An 18,225-nucleotide genomic window follows, 5' to 3' on the forward strand; every position below is an offset into this window, starting at 1 on the left:
GTGCGGGGACTATGATTAAAGTATATTCATGGCTATCCGTAACTGCTGGGGTGGCACTGTCTGTCACCGTCACTGTGAAGGTGAAACTGCTACTAGCTGTTGGCGTGCCACTAAGGGCGCCAGTGGATGCCAGTCGGAGGCCTGAGGGCAATGCACCTGCTGTGATGGCATACGTATTAGGTGCTGTGCCGCCTGTGGCTGTAAAGGTATGTCCACCATAAACGGTATTTATTGTGCCACTTGCGGGGTTACTCGTTTCTATTGCCAGAGGTGCTGGGGCTATGATTAGGGTATATTCATGGCTATCCGTAACCGTTGGGGTGGCGCTGTCTGTCACGGTCACTGTGAAGGTGAAACTGCCATAAGCTGTTGGCGTGCCACTTAAGGCGCCACTTGATGCCAGTGAAAGGCCTGATGGCAATGCACCTACTGTGATGGCATACGTATTAGGTGCTGTGCCGCCTGTGGCTGTAAAGGTATGTCCACCRTAAACGGTATTTATAGCACCACTTGCTGGGTTACTCGTTTCTATTGMMAGAGGTTCGGGGRCTATGATTAAAGTATATTCATGGCTATCCGTAACCGCTGGGGTGGCRCTGTCTGTCACCGTCCCTGTATAGGTGTCTCTGCCCTAAGCTGTTGGCGTGCCACTTAGTGTGCCACTTGATGCCAGTGAAAGACCTGATGGCAATGCACCTGCTGTGATGGCATACGTATTAGGTGCTGTGCCGCCTGTGGCTGTAAAGGTATGTCCACCGTAAACGATATTTATAGCACCACTTGCTGGGTTACTCGTTTCTATTGCCAGAGGTGCGGGGACTATGATTAAAGTATATTCATGGCTATCCGTAACTGCTGGGGTGGCACTGTCTGTCACCGTCACTGTAAAGGTGAAACTGCCATATGCTGTTGGCGTGCCACTTAGGGCGCCACTTGATGCCAGTGAAAGGCCTGATGGCAATGCACCTGCTGTGATGGCATACGTATTAGGTGCTGTGCCGCCTGTGGCTGTAAAGGTATGTCCACCATAAACGGTATTTATTGTGCCACTTGCGGGGTTACTCGTTTCTATTGCCAGAGGTGCTGGGGCTATGATTAGGGTATATTCATGGCTATCCGTAACCGTTGGGGTGGCGCTGTCTGTCACGGTCACTGTGAAGGTGAAACTGCCATAAGCTGTTGGCGTGCCACTTAAGGCGCCACTTGATGCCAGTGAAAGGCCTGATGGCAATGCACCTACTGTGATGGCATACGTATTAGGTGCTGTGCCGCCTGTGGCTGTAAAGGTATGTCCACCATAAACGGTATTTATAGCACCACTTGCTGGGTTACTCGTTTCTATTGAAAGAGGTTCGGGGGCTATGATTAAAGTATATTCATGGCTATCCGTAACCGCTGGGGTGGCGCTGTCTGTCACCGTCACTGTAAAGGTGAAACTGCCATAAGCTGTTGGCGTGCCACTCAAGGTGCCACCTGATGCCAGTGAAAGGCCTGATGGCAATGCACCTGCTGTGATGGTATACGTATTAGGTGCTGTGCCACCTGTGGCTGTAAAGGTATGTCCTCCATAAACGGTATTTATTGTGCCACTTGCTGGGTTACTCGTTTCTATTGCCAGAGGTTCGGGGGCGATGATTAAAGTATATTCATGGCTATCCGTAACCGCTGGGGTGGCACTGTCTGTCACCGTCACTGTAAAGGTGAAACTGCCATATGCTGTTGGTGTGCCACTTAGGGCGCCACTTGATGCCAGTGAAAGGCCTGATGGCAATGCCCCTGCTGTGATGGCATACGTATTAGGTGCTGTGCCGCCTGTGGCTGTAAAGATATGTCCACCATAAATGGTATTTATTGTGCCACTTGCTGGGTTACTCGTTTCTATTGCCAGAGGATCTGGATTTCCAGTGCCTTGTAATGAAAAAGAATAGGTGGATGCCCCAGTATTATTCATGACAGAAACCACTGAACTGCGAATGCCTATACCGCTTGGATCAAACTGAACTGTAAAGGTCGTTTGATTGCCATCTGACAAGGGCCCAGAAGGTTGTGCGGTTACGGTAAAATCAGATGCATTTGCACCAGCAATTGAAACAGGCGCTGTCAAACTGACATTTTCCCCATGGGTACCTTCATTGGTTACAGTAAAAGTCTTAGAAATTGTACCACTTGAAGCTAAAATACTGCCAAAATCAGTATCATCTGTCACGCTTGGCGTTGTGTCACCGATTTCAATATGCATCTCATTCCCTTTAACGGTCATTATCGGCCCGATTTCTGCCAATGTCAGGCTGATATCGTCAAAATCTGCCCAGTTTTGACCCGTGGTATTATCTGACATGGATGCCACTAAAGATATCTTCAATTTTCGTGTTTTAGGCAGTAAAATGATGTTGTTGAGGTTCGCAGCTTGCCATGCGACACCATCAGAGTCGCCACAAGCAATCTCTTTACTGTTATCTGTTCCAACAGCAAGGTTTCCATCTTTATCTAACTGTTCAACTCTTATAATTGCAGATGTGATATTATTGACATCAGCAGGATCACCCTTGCGAAAATAGCCCTCTAATGTGTAAGCAACCGCATTTTCATCTATTGCGGTTGCTATTGATGAAGTGTCAATAATCTGATAGAGGGTATTACTTACGCTACCCGCTTTCATCCCTGGAAAATATGAACATTCATACACTTCCGTATGCGCAAGACCATCATTAAGTTTTAAAAAATCACCTATATCCTGATTTGCTCTTGTCCAGTCCTGAATCTCTGGCGCAGCATCTCCCAACTCAAAACCACTGTTTTCAACTAAATTTACACCATAAGATATCGCTCCAAAAGTCGGTATTATACTGGATGTTATCATTAAAGATAATAGCCAAAATGAAATCAACCTGCTCAAAACGCGCTTTACTCTCTTCAAAGCCATGTCACTCCTCCAAATTCATAATATTGCATTCTCAATCCCCATACAACTCTCATGACGATGGACAAGCATCAAAAACGCTTGACACTTGTCCAATATATTTTTATTCTCTTTGAATATCGATTATATACTGACGTGTCACAGTATAGCCCTGTTTCGTTACTGTAATCGGAATGCTCAACTCACTTCCTAAAAATGTAATTGAATTTGAAGGTGTGGCATTGGATACCTCTTGCCCATTTACAAAAATGGTGACACCATCATCTTCAACATAAGGTATAACACCGACTCTCATTGCACTAATAGAGGTTGAGTCTGAATATTCTAAGATGTCATGGTTCATCGTAATCGTCGCTATATTAGAATAACCCTTTCCACTATATAGTAAATCAATTTTTTCTAGATATAGATTGACGACTCTGTTGACAGTGATTGTATAAGCGACATCAATCTCGCTCTGTGTAGACGTCACATAGATTCCAATCGTATTTACACCCATTTCTAAATTGATGCTTTGTGAAGCGCTCCCACTAGAAACGACCACGCCATTGACTGTAATTATTTTATCTGAACTGCCAGTCGGCGTTACCGTAATATTGCTGACCGTATCATTTACTGTGATACTGTACTCAAAAGTGTTGGCGTCAAAGCTAGGGTTAAGCGTTCCAGTACTAAGAGTCAGATTATCAAGCGTTGCTATTGAGGCTTCATAAACCTCAAACTCAACAAAACCAGTCAGAGCAGGATTGATTGCCAAGCCTTCATTTGAAAACAGTTTTACATAACGCCATTGGCTTAAACCAATTTTTCGGTCTGTAACAGATGTCGTATTTCTTATTACGGAATCCAGCAATGTCCAATTTTTCATATCTAAACTGCCATATAAAGCATAATTGAGATTGCAATATCGATCATCCCAACCAACACTATTCATATGGTAGCAAACCCAACGATCAATCCAGTACGCATCACCCAGATCGACAATCATAGATCCAGGACATATTCCGATCCATCTGCTAAGTGTATCGATGTTGCCATCAATTGCTCTTGAAGATAAAAACGGCATAAAACTATCAGAAGAAAAAATCACATTTTTATTCAATACTAAATTTCCCATAAACGTCTCCTCAAACCTTTAATCAAAAATGGAGCAATAGCTAATACAATAAACCATCCCAAGTAACCGTTGTGATTGAGGCATAGCATTTTTCAAATTTGGAACTTTAAATGTATTAACGCCATCTCCACCATAGGTGGTCCCAATTACCGAGTACAGTTCTGGATAGTCTGAAATTCTGACTAATTGCCCCCAACAGGGCATTGTTCCTCTGGGTGAATATGCAAACGCAAATAAATATATACGACCTATAGATATATCCATTATATGATCTCCTTTGATTAACTTCTGGGTGGATAGTACCCCGCTATGGCAATACAATAAGACAGTCCAGGTATTGGCTCAGCACCTTGAAGATTTGGTAGTGCAAAAGTAGACACACCGTCACCACCGTAGTTAGTTCCTATTAGTGAATACAAGGCACTATTTTGGGTGATTTGTAGCAATGAACCATCACATAGGCTTACATCCTTTGACTGATTAGCAAATGACAATAATATAATTTGACCAATAAAGTAATCCATAACACAACCTCCTTGAAAAAGATATATCCTTTAATTGAATCTTTGGATATTGTTTCCTTAATTATATGAGTTGTTTTTTCCCATGAACATCTCCCAAAAGGGGTATTTTTTCATTTAACATGAATATTTATCTTTGATCCTCTAAGTTGAACGACAAAAAAACACCCCAACAATCATCTTTCCGATACATGATTATCGCAGAGCTGCGACATACCATAAAGAGGATTGTTGGGGATGAAAATATCCGTTTTTGATTTTAATAATCAGATATGCTTTATAAATCAAAAACATAAATTCAATTTCAAGAAAAACTAGCTTCTAATCTGACTGAAATTTTAACAGTTAACAGAATTCAACATTTTAAATGTCCATTTTAATACAGCTTTTGAATTGCTACAGTGTACACACCACCACTTCCTTGTGTATCATTACTACTAAGGGCTACGCCATATCTACTGTGATCATCTGTCGCAATTACATTAACATAGAATGTACAACTATTCATGTTATTATACGGACTATTAAGCATCTCAACTTTTGAATTACCAGAATTTAGAGAATCAATATACATTGCAGAAACTGGTCTTGTAGACGATATTGTAACGCTATACATGCCACCAGTTTCAAACGCAAGACCATAGGTTTCCATTTGACCTCCATAAAGCATATTTTTTTCTCCAACTGCAGACCCACTTCTCACCCAACTTAAAGTGTTTCCTTTTGACATACTTACTGTTACAGCCACTGCCGTACTTGGGTTCTCTGGTGTAACAAGTAATCTATATTTTACATAGGGCATGAAGTGCCATCCAATAGAGTTGTTTCTTCTAAATTCACCAGAATCAAATTTGATGTCAAGTGCAGAATTAACTGGTACTATCATTGACTTTACAGGTACACTACTTGATATAAATAAATTCCTTGCATCAATATCGCTTACAGTTATATCAAATATAGCCATGCCACCGGATACATATTGTGTACACGAAGATCCATCAACTAATGTAGTATTGCTTGCTGTAGCTGCTACAGACGCTACGTTTACATTTGACTCTACATTTGTACTTGCATATGTAGGCAAAGTATTAAACAACACTACAATTGAACATATTAAAAACACTGATATTTTTTTGCTCATCTTTTGTAACATACTTATCTCCTTTAATGTAGATGGCCAATCTATACATTTTTTATAGCTATACCTACATAATACATATTAATCCATTAGTTTGCAACCTTTTTTTGCTTTTTATATTGCATTTTAACCAATTATTGTTTTGTCACATTCTGATTGAATCACACCTATTATACAACAAATAATCTTAACAATCTTTTAAATGGCCTATTTGGAACGAATCACGTCCTAATTGGAACAGAACCCTCTTATTTTCGCATTGATTTAATGAATTTTGATATATAAGTTGAATTAAATTTTAATAATTTACAATTGGACACATAACCGATCTATAATAATATGTGGATGTTTTGCAATTTCTGTTAGAAAAGCAGAGACATTCTTTCTAATCTCATATGTCTTGTTATAAAAAACGTTGTTGATGACTTTTTCTTTAAGCCAACCCCAGAGACCTTCTATCAAGTTTAGATTTGGACTATATGGAGGTAGATACATTAACTCAAGTCGATGGGAATTTTCTAAAAGAAAAGGCTGAAGTAACTTGGCGTGGTGTATCCTTGCATTATCAAGAACCATAACAATTTTACCAGAATACCGTTCAAGTACATTGTTCAGAAAACCAAGAAATGTTTGTGCATCGTATGTTTCGTGCTCTTCACAATAGATATCTCCACTCTCATAATCTAAACAGCCCACTAGTTTTACGCCACGATGCTTTCCATACGTCTTTATGATTTTTTGTTTGCCGCGTTCAAACCATGTAGCTCCGATCGCTTGGTAATCTCGAATCATAGATTCATCCTCGAATAGTATGTGTTGGATTTCACCGTTTATCAATTTTTTTTAACATCAATAAATGCCTTGCGAAATTGCTCTTGCTTTAGGGGATCAGCTTTAGCTAACGTGTACGTAGGACGTGTGAATGATAAATTCAGTCTAGACAATATCAACGTGATACCTTTGATGCTGTATTGAACTTTGAATTCTCTCAAAATATATTCTGCTACAATTCCAGCTGTCCAATTGAAATTAGCTACAAAACCAACATCGGCGGGTGTTTTGTTTAAAATGAGGTCTTTTATTGTAGCCTCTTGCTCTTCGGTTAACCGACTTGGTCTCCCTTTGCGTGCAGCATCTGGGATTGAACTAAGCCCTATGCTACGATACTTTGTATATAATCTTGAAATCGTAACAGGAGTCAACTGTGTTATTTCAGCGATTTCTCCGACCTCTTTTCCTGTTCCGTATAAATAGATAGCTTGAATTCGACGATATTCACGTTTTATTTTTGATGACCTCATTGCTTCTAAAAGTTCTTTTATTTGTTCTTGAGTTAGTGGCTTGCGTTTATTCATGGGGTTCATCCTCACATAGTAGTTTTGGTTATGATATATATCGGATGATTTTTATAAAATTTTAATTCAATTTATATAGATTTAAAAAAAGTTAAAAACAGACTTACAATTCGACTAGAGAAAGAGATGAAAGAGAGGCAAAAATATGTCAGAGAAAAACTATCAATTCGAAACCCTTCAAGTTCACGCAGGTCAAACGCCTGATCCAACCACAGGCTCTAGGGCAGTACCCATTTACCAAACCTCTTCCTATGTATTTGAAAATACACAACATGCAGCGGATTTATTTGCACTGAAAACAAGCGGGAATATTTACACGCGGATTATGAATCCAACCACAGACGTGCTTGAACAGCGCATCGCAGCGCTCGAAGGGGGCGTCGGGGCATTGGCAGTGGCTTCTGGTTCTGCTGCAGTCACTTATGCGATCCTAAACATCCTTGGTGTGGGCGATGAAATCGTCTCTGCAAGTACACTTTATGGCGGGACTTACAACCTTTTCGCATCTACCTTACCAAGATACGGGATAACGACGAAGTTCGTAAATCCAGACGATCCCGAAAATTTCAGATGCGCAATTACGGCAAATACAAAAGCGATATATGTGGAGAGTATTGGAAATCCAGGCATAAATCTTGTGGATTTAGAAGCTATTTCGAAGATTGCGCATGAAAATGGCATTCCTTTAATTGTGGACAATACCTTTGGGACGCCGTACTTGATTAAACCATTTGAACATGGGGCCGATATAATCGTTCACTCGGCAACCAAGTTCATCGGCGGACATGGGACTTCCATTGGTGGGGTCATCGTGGATTCTGGAAACTTTGATTGGAGTGGCAGTGGTAAGTTTGCGTGCTTAACGGAGCCAGATCCATCGTATCATGACATTTGTTATGCTAAAGATATCGGTGCAGCTGCCTATATCACAAAAGCGCGTGTACAACTTTTAAGAGACACTGGGGCTTGTATCAGTCCTTTTAATGCTTTTTTATTAATTCAAGGTCTAGAAACTTTATCTTTAAGAGTTGAACGCCATGTTGAAAACACTCGAAAAATTATTGCATTTTTGAAAGATCATCCTTCAGTAACTTGGATTAACTATCCGGAACTTGAAGATAATAAGTATCATGAGCTTTATAAAAAGTATTTCAAACGCGGTGTGGGTTCGATTTTCACTTTTGGTGTAAAAGGTGGCGTTGAAGCTGGCAAGAAGTTTATAGAAGCACTTGAAATATTCTCGCTTCTTGCAAATGTAGCAGATGCGAAATCGCTTGTGATTCATCCAGCGAGTACGACACATGCTCAATTAAGTGAAGACGCACAGAAGTCAGCGGGTGTTGCACCAGAACTCATTCGGGTCTCCGTGGGGATAGAGCATGCGGATGATTTGATCGAAGACTTAAAACAAGCTTTAGATCAGATTTAGAAGGAAAATCGATACTAATATAAAATAGAAGTAAAAATAAATCTGAAAAGTAGAAGTGTGATCATTTGATGATGCTTCTACTTTTTTAGTTCGGTATAATAGAGGTGAAAGACATGATTTGAGGCCTGCATTTTCTGTAAGTGTTGTTAATAATAATTTAATAAAATTGAACTTTAATGTTAATTGAAACCTTAAGGTCATATTGTTATAATGATCACATGTGGAAAGTTTTGAATTCTAGATGAAATGTTGTGGCTCTAGTGTAGAACTTAAACAAGAAGAGGGGAGAACTATTGAGAATGGCACACAGATTGATTTGGATCTTGATCATTTGATGGTGCAATGTCACCATAAAAGGATTAAAAGAGGTGCAAGTTGTGGTTTTAGCACGAACGGAGATTTTGAATATTGTCCAAAATGTGGGGCACAATTACAGAAGACCTAAAAAAAGAATCGAGGTGAATATGTTTTTTTGGATAATGATGGTGTCAGTATTCTTGTTATTAAGTTTTTTGCTTGTGGTCAATGAAGGCATTGTGATTGGCATGATCTATATGGCTATGCTCCTAATGTTTTTTGGTTTTATGAAGGGGGTTGTTTTTATTTCGCGTTGGATTAAATATTTGAAAACAGAATTTGTCGAGATTAAAGGCGAAATAGTAGATACATATGTTGTGACGAAACCACGCTATGGTTCATTTGGAGGTGCAAGAGGTTCACACATGAATGTAAGCGTTGAAGCCTTTAATTGCTTGGATATTTTGTTGTCAAATGGGCAAAAGTATAAAGTGTTTGAGAGCTTCAATGAGAATCCTTATCAGCACTTTGACGGCAAGAGTAAAATTGGAGATCATGTAAAATTTACAGTTCAAGTGTATGATGATCAACACTATATGAAAGAAGATTTTTTTAGGGTGTACCATAGGTTAGGGTGTCAAAAGTCAGTTTCGCATTAACCCTCTAGCATATACTGTATCGCGTACTTTTCGTAAACGGCATCAAAGGGTAGAGGGTTGCTCAACTTTTGGATTTGACACCCTAACCATAGAATGTAATTGAAATAAAAGGTTGTGGCTATTTTGGTGATTATCGTTAAAAAGGACACAGTTTGTACAATTGATTAAGTTATAATGAATGGGAACCATTAACCCTTGACCCAAAATTGGAGATATGACATCATGAAGCCTAAAATTTTAAAGTGGATCACCTCAATTTTAAACAAGTATGGCGTCCGTTTGTTTTTCATCTTACTGGTGACCTTTTTAATCGTTAAATGGGTGATCGCATCGGACGCTTCGCAAAAAGATCAAGATATGACTGAAATCGCTGTACAGACAACCCTTGAGGGGAACAAACCGCAAGGTGATGAGAATAATCCTATTCAACTTGAAGTCAATTTAAAAAAGGAATTGCTCAAACTAAATATGGATGAAGATCAAGATGGTGAAATTAGCTTTATAGAAGCCAACGCGTTTAAAGGTAATTTAGACCTTCGAGGCAAACATCTTACAAACTTAGAAGGCCTTCAGAATTTTTATGGCGTTACAGATTTAAATATATCTGACAACAATATAACCAATATTGAACCCGTGTTCAATCTCACCGAATTGGTTTCACTGAATATAGCCCATACTGCTGTGAGGCATTTAGATGGCATAGACAAACTTACAGAGCTCAAAAGATTGTTAGCCTCAAATTGTGAACTTGTGGATGTATCCCCTTTGGAGGCATGTGCACAGCTTGAAGACCTTTTATTACTTGGGAATCGAATAAAGGATATCACACCACTATCGGCCCTTACTGAGCTTAAAATGATCAGCTTAACAGGTAATAAAATTACGGATATAATGCCCTTAAAAACATTAACCCAGCTTAAACATTTAGCTATTGGTGGCAATGAGATCGAATCGATTGAAGCTGTTTCTTCAATGTCTTTACTGGAAGGGTTATGGCTACACGATACCAATGTTTCGCAGCTGGAAGCACTCTCAGATCTAGCTCATCTAGAGACGCTGGACATTTCCAATACAAGAGTACAAGATTTATCGCCGCTTAAAAATATTTTGAGTCTGAAAAAACTGTCAATCATAAATCTCGATATTGTGGTTGATTTAGGGCGTGATGATGTTGAAATAAAAGATTAAATCAGTTTATGAAAATGAGTATGAATTAAGGAGAACCCGTTTATGCAGGATAATGAACTCTATGTTAAGTTAATTGAAATAGTGAAAGCGAATAAATCATTGCAAAGGGTATTTGGGGCACTTGATGAGATGGGGATAACAGAATACTATATCGGAGCAGGTGCAATTGTTCAAAGTGTTTGGAATCTTTTAACGGATAGACCTGAAGATTACGGTATTAGTGATGTTGATATCGTTTTTTTCGATGACAAAAATTTGGATGCCCAATATGAAGCGGTATTAAGCGTGCAGCTTAATGAAAAGCTCGATGATTTTCCATTATGGTTGGACATAAAAAATCAAGCCAGAGTTCATTTGTGGTATAAAGAAAAATTTGGGATAGAACTTGAAGCTTATGCTTCGCTTGAGTCTGCTATTGACACTTGGCCGACGACGTCAACTGCTCTTGGCATTCGGCGTCAGAGTGAAAGTGTTTGGCAATTATATGCGCCCTTTGGTGTACAAGATGTATTTGATTTAAAAATTAGAGCCAATAATAGGCTGATTACAGAAGCCATATATCTAAACAAGGTTAACAAGTGGCAAAATAAATGGGCCGAACTTCAAGTCGTAGAATGGGATGATCATGAGGTCCCTTATGTCAATCAAGAGCCCATCCAGATAAGAGGCTGAAAAATCAAAGCGTCTACTCAGTCCGCTTCGCTACCTTCGTAACACTTGCACAATCCTATCGGATTGCATTCAGTGGGCGTTTGGACTCCCACTGAATTAGGAATATGAACCCCCACTTAGAGAAGTGGGGGACATCTCCTCAAGGGTTATAAAATACACTCGAAAGTTTAACACAATTTGCATTGAAGCGGGATTGAAATTGTGCTATTTTAAATAGAAGACGGGATAACAACTACAGTACAGGGACTTAAATAAGCCCTTAAATAAGCCCTTTAATCGTACAGCTTTAGTGAGGAGATTATAAATGCCATACAAATTGATTGCACTTGACATGGATGGAACATTACTTAATGAAAAAAAAGAAATTTCACCTCGAAATAAACAGGCTATAAAGGATGCAAAAGCAAGTGGTAAAACAGTTATTATTGCCACTGGGAGACCCTTAATCGGCATTCAAAACGTCCTTTCGGAACTTGAACTCAACACGGATGAAGATTATGTCGTATCCTTTAATGGCGCCTTAGTTCAAAATGTTAAAACAGGTGAAGTTATTCTCCAAAGCACATTAGAACATGAGGATTACAGGTCGCTTTACGCACTGAGCAAAACATATGGTGTTCATATTCATGCGCTTACAAAAGACTATGTGACAACACCAGTATTAAATCCATACACTAAGGTAGAGGCAGATATCAATGTCATCAAAACCGTTAAATGTGATGTGGATAAGTTTCCTGAGAGTGAGACCATCATCAAAGTAATGTTTGTGGACGATAAAGACAAGCTTGATGAAATTGAGCGCATTTTACCTGCAGAGATTAGAGCAAAATATACGGTGGTTAGAAGTGCAGCTATTTTCTTAGAATTCCTACATCCAACGGTGAATAAAGGTGTTGGTGTGAGTGCTATAGCAAAGGTAAAAGATATATTGGCACATGAAGTCATATGTGTGGGCGATGCGGGTAACGATATCGCTATGCTTGAGTATGCAGGTCTTGGCGTTGCCATGGGCAATGCATTTGACGCCGTTAAAAAAATAGCCAATCACATAACCGATACGAATGAAGAAGATGGCGTTGCAAAAGTAATCGAACAGTTTATGCTTAAAAAAGTCATATAACCTTTATGTACTGAGTTGAAACACAGGTTTTTATAGGGCCTGTGTTTTTTTACAATTATGTGTTAAAATCACAATATAGACTGTTAATGAAATCTAAATATATTTTAAAGAGAATTTAACCTAAAAGCCGAGAAGTATCCTTCCTCTTAGCCTTCCTTGCTCAGGGAGTGAGAGCGTAGGTGGGAGATGAATCGGTGGTTTTTGCCTTTGAAATATGCTGCAGAAAATGCTATAATGTAATCAGTAGTAGTATACAAAGGAGGTTGGAAATAAATGAAAATGGATAATAATAATCATTCAGTGTTTTTGATGTATTATCATCTTGTGCTAGTAATCAAATATAGACGAATGGTCCTTGACGATGCAGTATCTGAAAGAGCTAAAGAAATATTCGAATATATCGCAAAAAATTACAATATAACATTGCTAGAGTGGAATCACGACAGTGACCATATTCATATACTGTTCAAGGCACACCCAAATAGTGAATTATCAAAGTTTATTAATGCTTATAAAAGTGCGAGCTCAAGGCTACTCAAAAATGAATTTCAGTCAATTCGTAAAAAACTATGGAAAGCATATTTTTGGTCAAGAAGTTACTGTTTACTTACAACTGGTGGCGCGCCTATTGAAGTCATCAAGAAATATATAGAAAGTCAAGGTGAAAAGCATTGAATAAAGCGTTCAAATTTAGAATATATCCAAATTCAGAACAAGAAGTGCTCATAGGTAAGACTTTTGGTTGTGTGCGTTTTATCTACAATAAAATGCTAGGCGATAAAATAGAATATTACAAGAGGACAAATCAAAAACTGAAAAATACCCCCGCACAATATAAAGCAGAATTTGAATGGCTAAGAGAAGTCGACAGTCTAGCACTTGCTAATGCGCAAATGAATTTGCAAACAGCCTATAACAACTTTTTTAGAAAGCCTAAAACAGGATTTCCTAAATTCAAGTCAAAACGAAATAATAACAAAAGTTATACAACTAATTTTGTAAATGGAAATATCAAGTTAGAAAATGGTTGTATTGTTTTACCAAAGCTTAAAGCTGTGAAAATCAAACAGCACCGAGCTATTCCTAAAGAATACAAACTTAAAGCTGTAACGGTAAGTCAAACTGCAACTGGGAAGTATTTTGCAAGTATCTTATATGAATATGAAGTGACTATAGAAACAGTTCAGCCTAAAACATTCTTAGGGTTAGATTTTTCCATGAAAGCACTTTTTCTATCTTCCGATGGCATATCAGCAGAGTATCCTAGATATTACAGACAGTTGCTAGAACAACTCAAACGCGAACAAAAAAAGCTATCKYTGTGCCAAAAGGGCAGTAAAAATCGTAACAARCAAAGAATAAAAGTAGCGAAAATTCATGAGAAAGTGAMGAACCAACGAAAAGACTTTTTACACAAGCAGTCAAAGCAGATCGCCGATGCTGTTGATGCGGTGTGTATTGAAGATTTGGACATGAAGGTGATGTCACAAGCGTTGAATTTTGGTAAAAGTGTTATGGATAATGGGTTTGGGATGTTCGTGTCTATGCTTAATTACAAGTTGATGGAACAAGGGAAACACCTCGTCAAAATTGACAAATGGTTTCCAAGTTCTAAAAAGTGTAGTGTTTGCGGGATAGTGAAGAAAACATTATCGCTTTCAGAGCGGACATATCATTGCGAAGATTGTGGCATGACAATGGATAGGGATTACAATGCAAGTATAAATATCAAAACGGAAGGTATACGCTTATTATTAGGGTAAACGAACTCATAGAACCGTGGGGCACACGGGGATAGCTTGCTTATGCTGTAGCCGTTAGGCTACTCGAACAAGAAGCCCCCACTTCTTCAAGTGGTGGGAGTATGTCACTGTTTATTATTAAAAGCAAAAGGAGAATTTGTTATGATTGTTAAAGAAAGAGGAAAAAAATGAAGAAAATCATTGTTCCAATAATTATTATTCTACCAGTATTATTTTATTTGATATTTGTTGTTAAGCTCAGTCATATGACGTCTCTTTCTATTGAAATAAAAGCAAATGATAAGTCTGGAATAACAAGTTTAGAAACTAATGTTGAAGATCAGGCGTTTATTGCTTCAATAAACTCAATTATCACAGAAAAGCGCTATCTTAAACAACCATTGTATCATCACTATAGCAGGAATGAAATTGATTATGAAATAACGAGTTATAACATGAATGAATCTAATAAACTTAAAACACGTTACAGAATATTATTAAATATAGATGAAGAAAGTAATGTTGCAAACCGTAGCAGGATTGATGTAATAAGAATAGAGGGTGAAATTGAAAATAAATTTGGTAGCTTTTCAGTATTTTTAACGGATGAGCAAGTAAAGGAATTGACGAAGTGTATCCAAGATTATCTGTCTCAGTAAGTTCTGAATTAAAGTCTAAGTTATGACCTTAAATTTTTTGTCGTACAACCTAAGCTCTCGGAATTTATAACGAGGGTGGTTCAACCTCAAGTTTCACGTAGAGGTCCTTTTATCGAAGTGATATTTCCGCATAGCTCAAGCTATTAGTGGCGATGAGAGATATGTTTCAACTCTTGATAAATCAATAATATCATAACTTCTGAAAGGGATTCTATCAGCAAAGGAACCTTACAGGCTTCTGCTGTTGTTGATCTTAAAGCAGAAACCATTACCGACAAAAAAACTAATATGACTGCTAGTACTCGGTCTGTAGTTGCTTCAAAATACACTCAAAGTACATACTCTTATGAATATACCAATGACAATCCATATATAAATCGGGTGATATAAAATTTACTTAGGGGTAAAAGTGCATAGTCTTTCTATGCACTTTTGCTAATTTAGTCAGGAGTTTAACGATGAAAAAGTTTTATCATGGAGTTAATCTGTTTATTGAGAAAAGGAAAATGAGTTTTAGTATTTTGGCAGTAGTGGTTTATTTAGTAGGTATCACTGGATTTTTATCGAATTTACTTATACAATCAAATATTCCAGTAGGTCAGTTTGAGATGACTAAAAAGCTCGGTTCAATACACGGTAGTTCTGTCGTTGCAGTGGATAATGATTCCAATTATTATATAAGTTCAAATCTACGACCAAGAATTCAAGTTTATGATTCTGCTGGTATTTTCAAATTTGCATATTTATTCAATTCAACTTCTTCAATATCTACATATTACATTGATGATGAAAATAAAATACACATATTATTTTCAAGACCGCTAAGTAAAATGATAATATCAAATGGGCAAGTAGAAATGTTTGAAAATATTATTGATAATGCTGAAATATTTGACAAATTTGAAGAGAATAGAGCGTATTATGAATTGAATAGAAACATTGAAATAATAAGAAATAAAGAAATACTTAATTTAAGTATAGATGGTATGAGTAAACAAGTGCGTTTAGAAAGTACATTATTTCCTTTAGGTGTAGAATTCTGGGGTGTATTAATGATGATCGGGACATTATTAATGCTGTTTATCCATCGAAAATCTTTGGCGGAATTAAAAAGGAAGTATGCAATATCAAGATGATAAGGGGTATTACAGCAGATTTGAAAGCTTGTTTCCCTAAAAACTATAAACAGATTCTTTCCATAGCATGCTTCTTGATATTAGAAGATCGGAACTCACTGATTCGCTTTCCCAAGTGAGACAGAACGCTTTTTCTGGTTGCAAGGCAAAAGGCGTTTGGAGAATGAATACTGGGCATATTATACAACAAGTATTTCGTCGTATTCCGAATCGCTCAAACAAGTAAAATACGGATTCAACAAAGACTATGACACAGTAAAGATCGTTATGGACAGGGGGTTTTACAGCGAAGATAACATCAATGCTTTGTATCAGAATCACTTGAAATTTCTAATCTCTACAAAAGTATCGCTTAAATATGTGCAACAAGAGTTGGATAAAGTTAGAGAGAATATCCGAACCCCTGGAAGCACATTGCGTGTTTGTGAAGTGACAAAGAAACAGGCTGATCTCTATATAACCCCCGAAGTTACACCACCGAACACGTTGTAATTTCTTGGGGATTTAGATTTAAAATGGTATTTGATGAGCTTGCTCAAAAAAATAAACAGAGAGAAAGGCGTTTTCGTTTGAAGACGCCTTTTGAAGTGCTCTATTTAATCATAAGGCGTATTTAAATTGCCAAATTGTGATCCCTTAACTTAAACACCCTCATCGTCATGACAGAATCGTTTATGACAATGAGGGTGTTTTTTTAGATCAGATGAATCCAAATAGGACGTTAAACGTTCCAATTTGGCCAAGCTAATGGCATTAAGCATGTTCATATGATAAAATGAGGCGTTAATGTGTGTAATTCGATGTGATAGTCGTGAGCATGATGATTGCTCGTTTTTTTGAGATCATAGACTCTTGGAATATCTTTCCCACTTCAAAAGGAAAGTGAAGAAAAAAGTACGAGAATTATGGATAAAGTCGTTAGTGCTGCTATTTTACTCATATTAGATCTCCTTATAAATTATTGATTACAATACTTATTTTATATTAGTTTACAGTTGTTTAAACCCAATTTAAAGTTGGTAGAAAGGCGTTGCAGATGTTTGAATCATATGATATGAAGTCTTTTGGAATGTATATGAGAACGGTGAGAAATTCTTTGGGGTTAACTCAAGGGGACGTTAGCAGGTTAACAAGAGTTAATAGTGAGACATTGAGAAAAATGGAAAACGGCAAGACTGTACCTAAATTAGAAACTTTGGGGTATTTATCTGTGGCATATAAACAAGATGTTTTGGCGATATTCTCTTTTTTTAGAACAAATCAAGAACTATATGAACTTTATAAAGAGCTTGATTATATTATTGTTTCTAATGAACTAGAGCGGTTAAATGATTTTTGCGATAACTTAATCAAAATTGAAAACGATGATGAAAAAGTTAATTTGTTTAATACGAATGAGCTTGATCAATTGAAAATGATTGTTGAGGGGATTAAACTTTTAAACTGCGAATCAAATCGATATCATGACGTTCTCAGCGTTTTAAATCGCGCAATACATAGGACTTTGAAAGGGTTTAAAGTTGATCGATTTGAATATTATAAGTACAATCAAATAGAAAAGCGGATTTTATTGTTATTTGCGGTTACTTATGCAGAGCTAGAAGCATACGCGTTTTCAAATAAATTGCTCTTTTTTTTAATGGATATCAGTAATGGAGATCGATTTATATCGCAAATTGATTTGTTTATGTATATTAAAGTGATTTTTAACATTTCGTACAATTTTCATGAAATGGATTTTTTTGAGGATTCCTTAGAGTATGCAACAAAGGGCATTGAATTATGTTTAAAGAATAAGACAACATACTTACTAAGTGGGTTATTGTTCAGGCGAGCAGTTTCTAAAAAAAATCTTCAGAGATCAGATGCAGATAGTGATTTTAGAAAATCTATTGAATTGCTCAATGTAATGGGACAAAAAGCGTTGAAGGAAATTTACATCGAAAAGGCGACAGAACTCTATGGCTATGTGGATACCCCAACTTGAATTGGGTTGAGTGTTTTGATACCTTTGGTAAAATAGTAATAACATAATAATATTGCAATATGTTTATGCATTACAAAAGAATTGAATCAAGTAAATATATCAAAAACTCAGTTTGATAAGGAAGTATTAAATGCTGTTAATTATTTGAGTATCGAATAATCTCTTTGGAGTATTGACACTATAGTAATAGGGAATAGTTGATTTCCAAAGCGAAGTTGTCACAAAAAACAAATAATCATTTAGGCGATATAGAGGTACACTGAGAGATTTGATATAAAAGGTACT

At 37.3% G+C, this 18,225-nt stretch carries 20 protein-coding genes; 13 read left to right on the plus strand and 7 right to left on the minus strand.

Going from position 1 to position 18,225, the window contains the following annotated elements:
• The 6 genes from F3D3_RS03945 to F3D3_RS03970 form a co-directional block, all read right to left on the minus strand.
• On the minus strand, positions 1 to 607 hold a 607-nt coding region (locus F3D3_RS03945; RefSeq protein WP_175438282.1), incomplete at its 3' end, for a putative Ig domain-containing protein.
• A gap of 24 nt (positions 608 to 631) precedes the next feature.
• Positions 632 to 2,923, minus strand: coding sequence for a putative Ig domain-containing protein (locus tag F3D3_RS03950; protein ID WP_069871428.1), 2,292 nt, complete (start codon positions 2,921 to 2,923; stop codon positions 632 to 634).
• A gap of 100 nt (positions 2,924 to 3,023) precedes the next feature.
• Entirely contained in the window at positions 3,024 to 4,037 is a 1,014-nt protein-coding gene (locus F3D3_RS03955; RefSeq protein WP_069871430.1) for a cadherin-like beta sandwich domain-containing protein, read from the minus strand.
• A gap of 18 nt (positions 4,038 to 4,055) precedes the next feature.
• Entirely contained in the window at positions 4,056 to 4,301 is a 246-nt protein-coding gene (locus F3D3_RS03960) for a phage tail protein (RefSeq protein ID WP_069871432.1), read from the minus strand.
• A 17-nt stretch (positions 4,302 to 4,318) separates the two neighbouring features.
• The gene (locus F3D3_RS03965) at positions 4,319 to 4,561 is read right to left on the minus strand and encodes a phage tail protein (protein WP_069871433.1); all 243 of its coding nucleotides are present in this window, start codon (positions 4,559 to 4,561) and stop codon (positions 4,319 to 4,321) included.
• A 373-nt stretch (positions 4,562 to 4,934) separates the two neighbouring features.
• Positions 4,935 to 5,444 carry a hypothetical protein gene (locus F3D3_RS03970; protein ID WP_175438283.1) on the minus strand — a complete coding sequence of 170 codons (510 nt, stop codon included), beginning with the start codon at positions 5,442 to 5,444 and terminating at the stop codon, positions 4,935 to 4,937.
• On the opposite strand from F3D3_RS03970, the gene F3D3_RS24010 reads away from it, so the two are divergent.
• Complete coding sequence (locus F3D3_RS24010; protein ID WP_175438284.1) at positions 5,413 to 5,757, plus strand: hypothetical protein; 345 nt, start codon at positions 5,413 to 5,415, stop codon at positions 5,755 to 5,757. The two genes, F3D3_RS03970 and F3D3_RS24010, sit on opposite strands and share 32 nt — an antisense overlap.
• A gap of 245 nt (positions 5,758 to 6,002) precedes the next feature.
• Here the strand turns inward: F3D3_RS24010 and F3D3_RS23210 are convergent.
• Positions 6,003 to 7,051 (minus strand): IS630 family transposase gene (locus F3D3_RS23210; RefSeq protein ID WP_242877073.1). Its coding sequence is split into 2 segments (ribosomal slippage): positions 6,003 to 6,539 and positions 6,542 to 7,051, totalling 1,047 coding nucleotides; the frame shifts between segments, so codons are not numbered across the junction.
• Positions 7,052 to 7,196: 145 nt separating this feature from the next.
• Between F3D3_RS23210 and F3D3_RS03985 the strand changes: the two genes are divergently transcribed.
• The 12 genes from F3D3_RS03985 (at position 7,197) to F3D3_RS04035 (ending at position 17,940) form a co-directional block, all read left to right on the plus strand.
• The gene (locus F3D3_RS03985; protein ID WP_069871439.1) at positions 7,197 to 8,480 is read left to right on the plus strand and encodes an O-acetylhomoserine aminocarboxypropyltransferase/cysteine synthase family protein; all 1,284 of its coding nucleotides are present in this window, start codon (positions 7,197 to 7,199) and stop codon (positions 8,478 to 8,480) included.
• A 241-nt stretch (positions 8,481 to 8,721) separates the two neighbouring features.
• Positions 8,722 to 8,925: a zinc-ribbon domain-containing protein gene (locus tag F3D3_RS23670; protein WP_139132014.1), complete on the plus strand. Its 204-nt coding sequence runs from the start codon at positions 8,722 to 8,724 to the stop codon at positions 8,923 to 8,925.
• Positions 8,926 to 8,944: 19 nt separating this feature from the next.
• Positions 8,945 to 9,436 carry a hypothetical protein gene (locus tag F3D3_RS03990; RefSeq protein ID WP_139132015.1) on the plus strand — a complete coding sequence of 164 codons (492 nt, stop codon included), beginning with the start codon at positions 8,945 to 8,947 and terminating at the stop codon, positions 9,434 to 9,436.
• A 222-nt stretch (positions 9,437 to 9,658) separates the two neighbouring features.
• The gene (locus F3D3_RS03995) at positions 9,659 to 10,624 is read left to right on the plus strand and encodes a leucine-rich repeat domain-containing protein (RefSeq protein WP_069871442.1); all 966 of its coding nucleotides are present in this window, start codon (positions 9,659 to 9,661) and stop codon (positions 10,622 to 10,624) included.
• Positions 10,625 to 10,666: 42 nt separating this feature from the next.
• Complete coding sequence (locus F3D3_RS04000) at positions 10,667 to 11,296, plus strand: nucleotidyltransferase family protein (protein ID WP_069871444.1); 630 nt, start codon at positions 10,667 to 10,669, stop codon at positions 11,294 to 11,296.
• 304 nt (positions 11,297 to 11,600) lie between these two features.
• A complete protein-coding gene (gene yidA, locus F3D3_RS04005) occupies positions 11,601 to 12,416 on the plus strand; it encodes a sugar-phosphatase (protein WP_069871445.1) in 816 nt (271 codons plus the stop codon).
• A gap of 273 nt (positions 12,417 to 12,689) precedes the next feature.
• Complete coding sequence (gene tnpA, locus F3D3_RS04010) at positions 12,690 to 13,091, plus strand: IS200/IS605 family transposase (RefSeq protein WP_069871447.1); 402 nt, start codon at positions 12,690 to 12,692, stop codon at positions 13,089 to 13,091.
• Positions 13,088 to 14,179: an RNA-guided endonuclease TnpB family protein gene (locus F3D3_RS04015; RefSeq protein WP_069871449.1), complete on the plus strand. Its 1,092-nt coding sequence runs from the start codon at positions 13,088 to 13,090 to the stop codon at positions 14,177 to 14,179. Before tnpA ends, F3D3_RS04015 begins: the two co-directional genes overlap by 4 nt.
• Positions 14,180 to 14,346: 167 nt before the next feature.
• On the plus strand, positions 14,347 to 14,817 hold the full coding sequence (locus tag F3D3_RS04020) for a hypothetical protein (protein WP_069871451.1): 471 nt from the start codon (positions 14,347 to 14,349) through the stop codon (positions 14,815 to 14,817).
• A gap of 458 nt (positions 14,818 to 15,275) precedes the next feature.
• Complete coding sequence (locus F3D3_RS04025; RefSeq protein WP_069871452.1) at positions 15,276 to 15,953, plus strand: hypothetical protein; 678 nt, start codon at positions 15,276 to 15,278, stop codon at positions 15,951 to 15,953.
• Positions 15,954 to 16,109: 156 nt separating this feature from the next.
• The gene (locus tag F3D3_RS24015; RefSeq protein ID WP_069871454.1) at positions 16,110 to 16,445 is read left to right on the plus strand and encodes a hypothetical protein; all 336 of its coding nucleotides are present in this window, start codon (positions 16,110 to 16,112) and stop codon (positions 16,443 to 16,445) included.
• 544 nt (positions 16,446 to 16,989) lie between these two features.
• Positions 16,990 to 17,940, plus strand: coding sequence for a helix-turn-helix domain-containing protein (locus tag F3D3_RS04035; RefSeq protein WP_069871456.1), 951 nt, complete (start codon positions 16,990 to 16,992; stop codon positions 17,938 to 17,940).
• Positions 17,941 to 18,225: the final 285 nt, after the last annotated feature.

The sequence above is a fragment of the Fusibacter sp. 3D3 genome (genome assembly GCF_001748365.1).
GTDB lineage: Bacteria > Bacillota > Clostridia > Peptostreptococcales > Acidaminobacteraceae > Fusibacter_A.

Bases quoted from the DNA above. Each gene is read 5' to 3' on its own strand.
- F3D3_RS03955 (WP_069871430.1), bottom strand. From the start codon at position 4,037: ATGGGAAATTTAGTATTGAATAAAAATGTGATTTTTTCTTCTGATAGT.
- F3D3_RS03970 (WP_175438283.1), bottom strand. From the start codon at position 5,444: ATGATAGTACCAGTTAATTCTGCACTTGACATCAAATTTGATTCTGGT.
- F3D3_RS03960 (WP_069871432.1), bottom strand. From the start codon at position 4,301: ATGGATATATCTATAGGTCGTATATATTTATTTGCGTTTGCATATTCA.
- F3D3_RS04020 (WP_069871451.1), top strand. From the start codon at position 14,347: ATGAAGAAAATCATTGTTCCAATAATTATTATTCTACCAGTATTATTT.
- tnpA (WP_069871447.1), top strand. From the start codon at position 12,690: ATGAAAATGGATAATAATAATCATTCAGTGTTTTTGATGTATTATCAT.
- F3D3_RS04000 (WP_069871444.1), top strand. From the start codon at position 10,667: ATGCAGGATAATGAACTCTATGTTAAGTTAATTGAAATAGTGAAAGCG.
- F3D3_RS03985 (WP_069871439.1), top strand. From the start codon at position 7,197: ATGTCAGAGAAAAACTATCAATTCGAAACCCTTCAAGTTCACGCAGGT.
- yidA (WP_069871445.1), top strand. From the start codon at position 11,601: ATGCCATACAAATTGATTGCACTTGACATGGATGGAACATTACTTAAT.
- F3D3_RS03995 (WP_069871442.1), top strand. From the start codon at position 9,659: ATGAAGCCTAAAATTTTAAAGTGGATCACCTCAATTTTAAACAAGTAT.
- F3D3_RS03950 (WP_069871428.1), bottom strand. From the start codon at position 2,923: ATGGCTTTGAAGAGAGTAAAGCGCGTTTTGAGCAGGTTGATTTCATTT.
- F3D3_RS03965 (WP_069871433.1), bottom strand. From the start codon at position 4,561: ATGGATTACTTTATTGGTCAAATTATATTATTGTCATTTGCTAATCAG.
- F3D3_RS24010 (WP_175438284.1), top strand. From the start codon at position 5,413: ATGTCAAGTGCAGAATTAACTGGTACTATCATTGACTTTACAGGTACA.
- F3D3_RS04025 (WP_069871452.1), top strand. From the start codon at position 15,276: ATGAAAAAGTTTTATCATGGAGTTAATCTGTTTATTGAGAAAAGGAAA.
- F3D3_RS04035 (WP_069871456.1), top strand. From the start codon at position 16,990: ATGTTTGAATCATATGATATGAAGTCTTTTGGAATGTATATGAGAACG.
- F3D3_RS23670 (WP_139132014.1), top strand. From the start codon at position 8,722: ATGAAATGTTGTGGCTCTAGTGTAGAACTTAAACAAGAAGAGGGGAGA.
- F3D3_RS03990 (WP_139132015.1), top strand. From the start codon at position 8,945: ATGTTTTTTTGGATAATGATGGTGTCAGTATTCTTGTTATTAAGTTTT.